At 45.9% G+C, this 12,149-nt stretch carries 6 protein-coding genes and 1 other RNA gene; all 7 read right to left on the reverse strand.

Features of this window, described 5'->3' with window-relative positions; genetic code table 11:
- Positions 1–6 precede the first annotated feature (6 nt).
- The gene (locus tag DOZ58_RS06525; protein WP_111887571.1) at positions 7–702 is read right to left on the reverse strand and encodes a winged helix-turn-helix domain-containing protein; all 696 of its coding nucleotides are present in this window, start codon (positions 700–702) and stop codon (positions 7–9) included.
- Between the two features lie 538 nt (positions 703–1,240).
- Positions 1,241–5,476 carry a 2-hydroxyacyl-CoA dehydratase gene (locus DOZ58_RS06530; RefSeq protein WP_111887572.1) on the reverse strand — a complete coding sequence of 1,412 codons (4,236 nt, stop codon included), beginning with the start codon at positions 5,474–5,476 and terminating at the stop codon, positions 1,241–1,243.
- A 40-nt stretch (positions 5,477–5,516) separates the two neighbouring features.
- Positions 5,517–7,061: an FGGY-family carbohydrate kinase gene (locus DOZ58_RS06535; protein ID WP_242988624.1), complete on the reverse strand. Its 1,545-nt coding sequence runs from the start codon at positions 7,059–7,061 to the stop codon at positions 5,517–5,519.
- A gap of 381 nt (positions 7,062–7,442) precedes the next feature.
- Positions 7,443–8,270: a phosphoenolpyruvate hydrolase family protein gene (locus DOZ58_RS06540; protein WP_111887573.1), complete on the reverse strand. Its 828-nt coding sequence runs from the start codon at positions 8,268–8,270 to the stop codon at positions 7,443–7,445.
- Between the two features lie 23 nt (positions 8,271–8,293).
- Positions 8,294–9,502 carry a Tm-1-like ATP-binding domain-containing protein gene (locus tag DOZ58_RS06545; RefSeq protein WP_111887574.1) on the reverse strand — a complete coding sequence of 403 codons (1,209 nt, stop codon included), beginning with the start codon at positions 9,500–9,502 and terminating at the stop codon, positions 8,294–8,296.
- Between the two features lie 178 nt (positions 9,503–9,680).
- Positions 9,681–11,519: a phosphoenolpyruvate hydrolase family protein gene (locus DOZ58_RS06550; protein ID WP_111887575.1), complete on the reverse strand. Its 1,839-nt coding sequence runs from the start codon at positions 11,517–11,519 to the stop codon at positions 9,681–9,683.
- Positions 11,520–11,791: 272 nt separating this feature from the next.
- Positions 11,792–12,131: RNase P RNA component class A (gene rnpB / locus DOZ58_RS06555), an RNA gene on the reverse strand.
- Positions 12,132–12,149 lie beyond the last annotated feature (18 nt).

Here is a 12,149-nt window from a genome sequence, read left to right on the forward strand (position 1 = left end):
ACGCTCCTATTTCTCAATAAAACGATACCCAACCCCGCGAACGGTTTCGATATATTTTTTGCCATCCTCTGATTGTTCCTCAATTTTTTTTCTTAAATAACGAATATGGACATCCACTGTTCGGGTCTCTCCATAGTAGTCAAATCCCCAGATCTGATCGAGCAATTGATCCCGGGTCAGTACCTGTCCCCGATGCTTCGCTAAGAACACCAGTAATTCATATTCTTTTAAGGTAAGCGCCAGTTTTTCGCCATTTTGGTAGACTTCAAATGCCTTTGGCTCAATATGTAAGTCGCCAACAAAAATAGCTTCATCCTCTTTTGACAAAAGGATCTCGGTCCGCCTTAAAACGGCTTTAACCCGAGCACAGAGTTCTTTGACTCCAAAGGGCTTGGTGATATAATCATCGGCGCCGATTTCCAGTCCCAGAACCTTATCAAATTCTTCGCTTTTGGCGGTAAGCATTATAATCGGTATATAGGAGATGATACTATTGGCCCGGATTTCCCGGCAAATACTAATGCCATCTTTCCCCGGCAGCATCAGATCCAGAATAATCAGGTCCGGCAGGACATCTAGTATTTTTTCAATGGCCAATGCACCGTCCTGGACGCCATCCACTTCAAATCCATGGGTTACCAGATTAAATTTGATCAGTTCATATATATTCAACTCATCTTCAATTATCAGTATTTTTTTCATTATAACTCCTTGTGTTTTTAGTTTAACGAGATTATACCATATCCTGGAATTCTATTTTGTAAATTTTAGATTAAATTGTAAACTTTTACAAAATCCTGAAAACGTTATAGGAAAAATAATGATTGTATTCTTTGTTTGAACTCCATATAATTAAATTATCACATATAATCCTTTATCTCTAAATGAATTACTCCCCTTTTTCATTTAGGAAAACGAGCTGTTTCTTCTGAATCGGTTCTTTTTTTTTGCAAAAAATTAAGACCGGCTGTCAAGCCAGTCTCAGGATGTCGATGAACTCCCGTACCGACCAATTGTTAATCTGTTGTTCGCCGCGCCATGCGAAATCCGCTTTGCTCCTTTCGCATTGGTCGCGGGCAGTCGCCAACTACAAGCAAGCTTGTGATTGGCTCGTTGCCTTCGCGCAGAATCGGACTGGCTCCGCCGTGTCCGCTCCGATGCGTACAACATGATGTAACAATTGTCGGTACTACGTTAGTTCTATTTCTACAATTTTTGTCAAACCAAACTAGCCAGTTTCTTAGTTTTTCCGATCCAGATTTCGTTTGGCGGTTTCCATCATCAGTTTGATGCGGTTTAGCTGATTGACTTCACTTGCTCCCGGGTCGTAGTCGATGGGGGCAATATTTGCGCGCGGATATTTTTGGCGGATCGGTTTGATCATCCCTTTTCCCATCACGTGGTTGGGCAGGCAGGCAAAGGGTTGAACACAAACAATATTCTCTACCCCATCTTCGATCAACTCCATCATTTCGGCGGTTAAGAACCAACCTTCCCCACCCTGATTACCAAGGGAAATCAGTTCCTGGGCTTTACCCGCCTTTTTCTCAATGGTGGATGGGGCATGGAAGTGGGTGCTGGCATCCAGGGCAAGCTTCATGTTTTTTCGGGAAAACTCCAAAAATTTAATCAGCAGTTTGGCACGTTTCATGGATTTTCGTTTACCTGAGAGTTCTTCGTATTTAAAGACCTGATTGTAAGCGCAATATAGAAAGAAATCCATCAGGTCCGGCATAACCACCTCGGCACCTTCTGCTTCTAAGACTAACTGGAGGTTATTATTGGCCGTGGGATGGTATTTAACCAGGATTTCTCCAACGATGGCAACCTTTGGCCGTTTTTTATCCGTTCGGGGCAGGGCATCAAATTCGTTGACAATCGCCCGAACATTTTCTTTGAAATCACGAAGTTTGCCATTTTTTAAACTGGCTTTTATTTTTTTGCGCCAAGATTGATACAATTCTTCAGTGGATCCGGGGTGCAGTTCATAAGGCCTTGTACCGCTGACCACCCGTTGCAGCAGATCACCATAAACAATCCCCACCAGCAGCCGCGCTAACAGCGGTAGACTGAGCTTAAACCCGGGATTCTTCTCCAAACCAATGGCACTCAGTGAAATAACCGGAATTTGCGACATACCGGCCGATTCCAGCGCTTTTCTGATAAACGCCACATAGTTGGAGGCACGGCAGGGTCCGCCGGTCTGAGTCATTAATACGGAGACATTATCAAGATCGTATTTTCCTGATTTCAGTGCTGCCATAATCTGACCCGTCGTAATAATGGTGGGATAGCAAGCGTCATTATTGACATAGGTTAACCCTTCGTCAATGGCCGCATTATCAACGCTGGGCATGACCTCGATGTGATAACCATATTTTTCCATTGCCTCTTCCAGAAAGTCAAAATGGATCGGTGACATCTGAGGAGCCAGCAGCGTATGCTTCTTTTTCATCGCTTTAGTAAAAATCACCCGTTGGTTCATCAGGGTTGGGTCCACGACAATATTATTTTTCTCCCGCTCGATCATTGCTGCTTTAAGGGATCGCATTCGAATCCGGATGGCACCGAGATTGTTGACCTCGTCAATTTTAATCAGGGTATAAATATTGCCGTGACTTTCCAGGATTTCCTGCGTCTGCTCCGAGGTCACCGCATCCAATCCGCAGCCAAAGGAAGTCAACTGTACCAGCTCCAGAAAATCATGCTGATTAACCACCTCCGCCGCCTTATATAAACGGCTGTGATACTTCCATTGATCCAGGACTCGGAAGCGCTGCTCTTCTTTGGGATGATAGAGATGAGCAATGGCGTCTTCGGTAAGTACAGCCATGTCCAGGCCGGTAATGATATGATCCAGACCATGATTGACTTCGGGGTCAATGTGATAGGGCCGACCAGCCAGAACAATTCCCTTTTGCCCGGTTTCTTTTAGATATGCAATGGTTTCTTCCCCTTTTTTCTCCATATCCCGCCGGAAAGCGTCTTTTTGCGCAATGGCAGCTTTCATGGCCGCAGTAATTTCTTGACGAGTGATACCAAAGGCGCCAAAAATTTCGGCTAATCGTTCTTCCAACCGTAAATCATTATCAAAGGGCAAAAACGGATTTAAGAAAGTAATACCTTCTTTTTGCACATCATCCTGATTGTGTTTAATGGTTTCGGGATACGACATGACAATGGGACAATTGTACCAGTTATCAACATCATCAAATTCTTTTTCCTCATAGGGAATACAGGGATAAAAAATCAGACTGACACCCTGATCCAGCAGTGCCTGAATATGACCATGAGCCAATTTGGCCGGATAGCAGACCGACTCAGACGGAATGCTCTCCATCCCTTTTTCGTAAATTTTACGATTGGATTCCGGAGATAGTACCACCCGGTAACCCAGTTGGGTAAAAAAAGTATGCCAGAAGGGGTAATTTTCATAGAGATTTAAAACCCGGGGGATACCGATATTACCGCGCGGTGCTTCTGCTTCCGGCAACGCGGGATAATCAAAAATCCGCTGATACTTATATTGATAGAGATTCGGTAGATCAGCATTTTTTTTGACATTACCTTCACCAATCTCGCACCGGTTTCCGGTGATGTGTCGGCTGCCGTCGTTAAAGCGATTAATCGTCAGCAGACAATTGTTACTGCAACCGCCGCAGCGTTTGTGACCGACTTCCACCGCAAAATCGTCCAGCGCTGCTAAACCTAAAAGATTGCTGCGTTCGCCTGGGCGATAATTTTCCCGGGCAATCAGAGCTGCTCCAAAGGCCCCCATCAAGCCCGCAATATCCGGGCGAATCACTTCTTTTTCGGTTATTTTTTCAAAGGTCCGCAGTACCGCTTGATTGTTAAAGGTTCCCCCCTGAACGATGATATGTTCGCCCAGTTCTTTGGGATTATGAATTTTGATAACCTTCTGCAAAGCGTTCTTGATGACCGAATAAGACAGACCTGCAGAGATATCCCCCACTTCGGCGCCTTCTTTCTGGGACTGTTTAACCTTGGAATTCATAAAAACAGTACAGCGGGTCCCCAGATCGACTGGCTTTTCCGCCATCAACGCAGCTTCGACAAAGGCCTGCATATCAAGATCCAATGATTTAGCAAAGGTCTCCAGAAACGAACCGCAACCCGAGGAGCAAGCTTCATTGAGAATAATACTGTCGATGGTACCGTTTTTAATCTTCATGCACTTCATATCCTGGCCGCCGATGTCGAGGATAAAATCGACCTCAGGACAAAAATATTTTGCACCCTTATAGTGGGCAATGGTTTCAATTTCGCCGATGTCAATTTTTAATGCTTTTTTGATCAAACTTTCACCATAGCCGGTAACCGTCGAGTTACCAATCGTAACATCCGCCGGCAGCAATCCGTAGATTTCTTTGATAATTTTAATCGATTGAGCCAGTGGACTCCCCTCGTTGCCACCATAGTAACTGTACAGTAATGCACCATCACCATCGATCACAACGGCCTTGGTAGTGGTCGAACCGACATCGATCCCTAAAAAGCAGCACCCGTGATGGTCTTTTAGCGCTTTTTTGACGACCTGATTTTTATCATGACGTTGCCGAAATTGCGTAAGCTCTTCCCGATTTTTAAACAGCGGTTCCAGCCGACCGACTTCATTTTCTGAAACTGCATCCAGGTTTTCAACGGCCGTAACCAGCTCTTTCAAATGCATTTTTTCTTCTTTTTCAGCCGAATAGGCGGCCCCGATGGCGACAAAGAGATTGGATTTTTCGGGAAAAATAATCTGTTCTTTTGTGAGTTTCAGGGTTTCGATAAAGCGCTGTCGCAATTCCGACAGGAAATAAAGGGGTCCCCCTAGAAAAGCTACGTTCCCGCGGATCGGATGTCCGCAGGCCAATCCGCTGATAGTCTGATTAACCACCGCCTGAAAAATTGAAGCCGCGATATCCGCTTTCTCTGCCCCTTCATTAATTAGCGGCTGGATATCCGTTTTGGAAAAAACACCGCATCGTGATGCGATCGGATAAATCATCGTGTGGGTTTTGGACAATTCGTTGAGTCCCTCGGCATCGGTTTTTAGAAGCGTTGCCATCTGATCCACAAAAGCACCGGTTCCCCCGGCACAGGTACCGTTCATCCGCTGTTCGATGGTTCCGGTAAAAAAGGTGATCTTGGCATCTTCGCCGCCTAACTCAATGGCAACCTCGGTCTTGGGAATAACCCGGTCTACCGCCAGCGTGCTGGCCACGACCTCCTGAACAAAGGGAATTCCCAACCACTGGGAAATCATCAGTCCGCCGGATCCGGTGACACAAACCCGTGTCTCCAAATCCCCCAACTTTTGATAGGTTTCTTTTAACAGGTTAACAATAGTAACCTTGATGTTTGATAAATGACGCCGATACTCTTCATAGATGATTTCGTTTTTGCCGTCAATAACCACCACTTTAATGGTCGTGGAGCCGATATCGATACCCATTTTGTAATTGTTCTTCATTTTATTTTATGACCTCTTCTCTAACATGTCGGTTGTGATCTTATCTTATTTTTTCATACGATTGATATAAGGGTTTTACCCGACGATATAATTGCTTGTATAGTCTATTATAAATTTCTGTATATTTTATTACATTTTTCGGATTGGGTTCAAAAATCTGTGATTTTCGAATCATCGCCTTACTGGCGGTTTTGATATCCGGATAATGGTTTAAGCCCACAAAGGTGGCAATAGCAGCACCTAATCCGGTGGTTTCAAAGGTCTGCACCCGATAAACCGGGCGGTTTAAAACATCTGCCATGATCTGAGCCACACCATCACTGCGAGAGCCCCCGCCAGACAGACCAACGGCCTGAATTGGTACCTTTGTCTTTCTTTCAATCAGTTTTAGTCCTTCTAACAAGGCATATCCCAGGCCTTCGATAATGGCCCGGTAAAGATGGCGTTTATCATGTCCTTCACTAAATCCCATAAAGGTCCCCCGCGCTTCCGGCCGAAAAGCTTCCCGCCCCCAGTAGGGCTGATGAATCAGGCCATCCGCTCCCGGTGGGGTCGCTTCCAGATAGCCTTCCAGGATCTCATGGATATCTTTGGGATCAGTCTGATCAAGAAATTCTTTCGTGTACCAGTCCACCATCCAAAATCCATGATAGATGGTAACTTCCGGATTATAGCAGTCATTCTCAACCGCCGCAAAAGCGGGATAAAAAGGATAGAGCTCCACGTATTTTTTAGTGGTAATCTCTACCGTAGCTTGAGTTCCGAGTGAAATGCTGGCAATATCCGGGGTCAGTGCACCAACGCCCAGTGTCTCACAACCTTTATCCGTTCCCGAAGCTATAATTGGCAAACCCACCGGTAAGCCTGTGATTTCGGCCGCTTCAGCTGTCAGCTTTCCAATCACTTCACAGGAGTCGGTGAGTTCGTAACATTTTTCCGGTTCCATTTGAAGAATCTGACTTTTAACATCATACTTGCCGCACCACTGCTTCTTTTTCGTATCAAAAGGCAGATGTCCGGCGGTATTAGAACGGCTGTCGGCGATGTTTCCGGTTAAGCGGGTCAAAAAATAGGTCGAAAGAAAAACAACCTTGTGGGTTTTGGCCCAGATGTCCGGCTCCGAAACCTTAATCCAATTAACATGGGCAGTTCTACTGAATGATTTTGCATAACCACTAAAACCAATCGTTTTAAAAAGCAGGTCGTAGGGCCAGGGATAGGGCAGTGGTTCAGTCAATTCCCGGCGATCCAGCCAACTGATAAAATCACGCAGGGGTTTTCCGCGTTCATCTACCACGGTAATGACATCACGCTGACAGGACACCGTCATGCCTCGAATCGTAAGGAACAAATCCGGCTGTTTAACCTTCAGCTCACAAACAACCTTAACCAGAGCCTCCCAGAACATTTCTGGTGAAGCTTCCTTCCATTGAAAATGCTTTGAATAATAACCCGTAAATAATTCTTCGCTTTTTGCCAGCTCATTGCCCTGCTCGTCAAAAAGAATTCCTCGGAGTCCTCTGGTGCCACAATCGATAGTTAAAACCGAGTTCTTTTTTATGATGCTCTTTATCGTGTTGTTCAAAATTCATTCTCCCGACATCAACTGTTTTCGTACTATTATACCAAATAGTTGTTAAGTGTAAAACAAAAAGCGTTGAATAAAAAGAATTAACTTTTTACTCAACGCCTGGCTCGATCGCAAAATTACCGTGCGACCACTTGTTAATCTGTTGTAAGCTGCAACCACGAGAAATCCGCTATGCTTCTTTCTCTTTGATTCGCTGACAGTCGCCAACTACAAGCAAGCTTGTAATTGGCTCGTTGCCTTCGCACAAGCTCGGACTGGCTTTGTCGTGTCCGCCTTGCTGCATTCAACATGATGTAACAATTGTCGGTACGGCTTCACGTGCTTATTTACAATAACTATTTTCTTTTATCGACAGATTTTTGTCTGGAATTGATTTTATAGTTTGATATCTTTGAAGTCCTTAACCTGTTTGGTAATGGCAATTTCGGTTGGGAGACGTTCGATGCTGGATGCTCCGAAGAAGCCGCAGACGCCTTTTGTCCGATCGAGGACATATTTGGCATCTTCCGGTTCCGCCACCGGGCCACCGTGGACAATGACCATCACATCGGGATTGATGGCTTTTCCGGCATCACAGATTTCCTGGGTCAGTTTGACACAATCATCAAGGGTTTTCGCTGACGAGGCGCCAATGCTCCCTTTGGTTGTCAGTCCCATATGGGCAACCAGGACATCGGCTCCGGCTTTAGCCATTTTTTCGGCCTCTTCCACGTTAAACACATAGGGTGTGGTTACCAGATCTAGCTCATGGGCTTTTTTTATCATCTCAACTTCCAGATCATAACCCATGTTGGTTTCTTCCAGGTTTTGTCTAAATACGCCATCGATTAAGCCGACTGTGGGGAAATTTTGAACCCCGGAGAACCCGGCTTCTTTGACCTGTTTTAAAAACATTTCCATATCTCTAAACGGATCCGTTCCGCAGACCCCAGCCAAAACTGGCGTGTCCTTGACAATTGTGACGACTTCTCTGGCCATGTCCATGACAATGGCATTGGCATCCCCATAGGATAACAGCCCGGCTAAAGAACCACGACCTGCCATCCGGTACCGGCCGGAATTATAAATAATAATCAGATCCACGCCACCGGCTTCCGCGCATTTGGCAGAAATTCCGGTGCCAGCTCCGGCACCAACCACCGAAATCCCTTTTGTTTCTTGTTCTCTTAACCGTCTTAATACTTCTTCTCGTTTTATTGCCATGTTATTTTCTCCTTCACTCTTCTTTATCTTTCAAGCATTGAAATCAATTTTTTAGCCATTGCCAGGGCAAAGGCTTCGTCGTTGATATCGGTATCCATTTCCACCAGTTCAACTTTATCTTTTATATTTGCCCGCAATTGTGCAAACAATTCGGCATCCTCTTCCGGGCCATAAAATGGTGCCCCTTCCACATCGATAGCTGAAACACCTTTTAATGGAATAAACAAGGCAACCGGCCCGGTGGCCATATTTAGCTTACCGGCAATAATTTTCCCCATCTGGGAGCATTCATCGACCGTGGTCCGCATCAGGGTGACGCTGGCATTATGTTTGTACAGGTTGCGACTTTTGTACTTTTCTGGAACGGTTTCAATAGCGCCAAAATTAACCATATCCAATGCGCCCACCGAAACGACCTCAGGGATTCCCGCTTTGGCAGCCGCTTCTAACCGGGTTGGTCCGGCCGTAAAGACACCGCCGGCCACCTCATCGCACCATTCGGTCGTGGTGGCGTCAAAAACGCCTTTGATAAACCCGGCTTCAATCAGACTTTCCATGGCCATGCCCCCAGCCCCAGTGGCGTGGAACACCAGTACCTCGTAGCCCTGATCTTCCAGGTATTCTCTGGCAGCGGTTACACAAGGCGTTGTGACCCCAAACATCGTGGCCGCCAGCAATGGTTTCTCTTCTTTAAGTGCTGGAATATCAAAGCTGGCCATCCCGGCAATGGCATTGGCAGCGTTAGCTAAAATATGATTGGAAATGCTATTGATCCCGGAAATATCCACCACTGAATACATCATGGTGATATCTTTCTCCCCAACATAGGGACGGGTATCACCCGAAGCTACGGTAGAAACCATAATCTTAGGCACACCCACCGGCAGACTTCTCATGGCAAAGGTGCCAATAGTCGTTCCGGCAGAGCCGCCGAGACTAATCATTCCGTCAACCTTGCCCTGGTCATAAAGGTCCTTGGTGATTTTAGCCGCTCCAGCCATCATGACATCAATGCCCAGACCGCGATCATGTTGTTGCCGTAACTCTTCTAGGGATGACCCGCCAGCGATTGCAACCGCCTCACTGCTAACATCCGGGACAAATAACGGCTCCCCAATAACCCCGCAGTTGATTGTGGTGGTACTAACCCCCCGCTTTTCAATCAATTCTTTGATAAACTTGAATTCATGACCCTTGGTATCAAAGGTCCCTACAATTAATACGTTTTTCATTCCATGCCCCCCTTTAGATTTATTATTATCTTTAATAACTCGCAAGGTTTGTGCCAACTATTAAAACCGGCGAAGCCATTGTTCCCGCCATTCTAAATAGGGGAACGGGAAATGTTTTTCCCAGACAAATGTAATATGGGCAATATTTACTCATTTCGAGTAGATATTGCCCACTTTTTTATTCCATGGATTCCTGGTCTTCCATCGATAAATTAAATTTCACTATTTTATTGTAGAGTGTCCGCCGGGAGATGCCAATCCGGTTCGCTGCTTCGGTTCGATTCCATCGGCATGCCTTGAGGACACCCAATATGTAGGTACTTTCCAGGTGTTCCTTGCTGGTAGTCAACAGATCTGAACCCAACTGGTTCTTTAGCTGGGTTTTTGGTTTGTGCAATTCTTCCACCACCATATCATCCCGACGGATATATTTCCCTTCACTGAGAATCACCGCTCTTTCGAGCACATGCTTCATTTCCCGAACATTACCTGGCCAGGGGCATTCCATTAAATAGGCCATCGCATCCGGAGCCAGTCGTTTTTCCTCGAGTTGATACTTTATTCTAAACTCTTCTAAAAAGCGGTTGCACAGCAGTGGAATATCCTCGGGATGACGGCGTAGCGGCGGGGTATTTATTTCCACCACGTTCAGCCGATAGTAGAGATCTTCCCGGAAACGATTCTCTGCTACCGCCTGTTTAATATCCACATTGGTGGCGCAGACGATCCGCACATCCACAGAGATGGTTTTCTCGCCCCCGACACGTTCAAATTCCTGCTGCTGAATAATCCGCAGTACCTTCGCCTGGAGATCGACATCCATTTCACCGATCTCATCCAGAAACAGGGTTCCATGGTTGGCCAGTTCAAATTTCCCCAGCCGCCGCTTGTCGGCTCCGGTAAACGCTCCCTTTTCATGACCAAACAGCTCACTTTCCAGCAAGTTGGGCGGCAAGGCCGCACAATTTACCTTAATCAGCGAACCCAGACAACGTTTACTGTTAAAATGCAGCGCTTTGGCGACCAGTTCTTTCCCGGTTCCACTTTCGCCCTGAATTAGAACATTGACGTCTTTATCGGCCACCTTATTAATTAGTTCATACATGTCCTGCATGATCACGCTTTGGCCGACAATTTCATCAAAGCCCCGCTTTTTTAACAGTTCTTTTTTTAAATGCTTGTTTTCCTGCTTTAATTTATAATAATTTTTAAATTTATCGGTCGTTTCTGATATCGCCAGTTCAGTGGGGATTCGCTCAAAGCTGGAGCCGCCGATGTAACCGATGGTCTGGGAATTTTTATAAAAATAATAGGCGTCCTCCGGAGAATTAATGGGTCCGCCATAAATCATCTTGTAAGTTTGGGGATTGATCTGATCGACTGCTGCAAAAATCGCTTCTGTCATTTCCAGACATTCATTAATGGTGGAAAAAACCTTGCCGGATTTTTCGCCTCCCCGGGTCCAGCCAAAATGGGCACAGACCACATCCACACCCACCCGGGTCATTGCTCGGGCCTGTTTTTCATCAAAGACAAAAGCAATGGTAAAGAGATTGGCCGCCACCGCTTTTTTCATAAATTCTATTTCCTGGTCGTAGCCCAGCCCTTTTTCCTCCAGCCATTCCCGGAATTGCCCATCAATCAGACCAATCGTCGGAAAATTATTGACACCGCTAAAGCCCAGTTCCCGGACTTTTTGAATCAGCTCCTGATGGGAATAGTTGGGATCGGTGGCGTTAATGCCGCAGATCACGGCCCGATCTTTAAGTTTTGGCAGTATTTCACGGCTGGAAAAGTCAAATACCAACTCATTACTGTTGGAAAATGGCATCATACAGCCGATTGAAGGAATCCCTGCCGATCGAAACCGCCCGGCACTCAGGGCCAGAAGCAAATCAGCCCCGCCCTTAACCGCCTGCTTGGCAAAAAGCCCGGACCCCACCGCCACGCCGATCACCGGTTTGTTCATTTTCAAACTATTCTGGATCATTTTTTCGATGGCTTCTTTTTTCTTCATCGCTTCTCCCACTCACATAAATCTCACTTTATTATACAACCCCCGATCAAAAAACGCAAAAGACGATTGCAGCGTCCTGTATTAGACTAAGGCTATTGATAAATTTATACCCAGTACCGACAATTGTTACATCTGTTGTTTGCATCGGGGCGAACAGGTTGATAAACCTGTCCGATCCCGCAGCAAACAACAGATTAACAATTGGTCGGTACGGTAGTTTACCGATAACTCTAATCTTCTGCAGGTTCTGCAATCGTCCTAATTGACTTTTGTGATTTACTAAATCTATAAGCCGAGTTCTGTTTAAATAGTCATCTATCTCGATTTATTGTTACCAATAAATTCTAGCGACCTACCATAGGACAACGACGAGCAGCCGTCTTTCAAGGTCCGTTCTTGGTCTTGCTCCAGGTGGGGTTTACATAGCCGATGTGTTACCACACCGCTGGTGAGCTCTTACCTCACCCTTTCATCCTTACCATTGCTGGCGGTTTACTTTCTGTTGCACTGGCCTTAGAGTCGCCTCCACCGGGTGTTACCCGGCACCATGCTCTGTGGAGCTCGGACTTTCCTCAACCGGATTACTCCGGGTGCGACTATCTGATTTACTAAATCACTGTAGTATACCCT

The sequence above is a fragment of the Acetobacterium sp. KB-1 genome, assembly GCF_003260995.1.
Lineage (GTDB): Bacteria > Bacillota > Clostridia > Eubacteriales > Eubacteriaceae > Acetobacterium > Acetobacterium carbinolicum.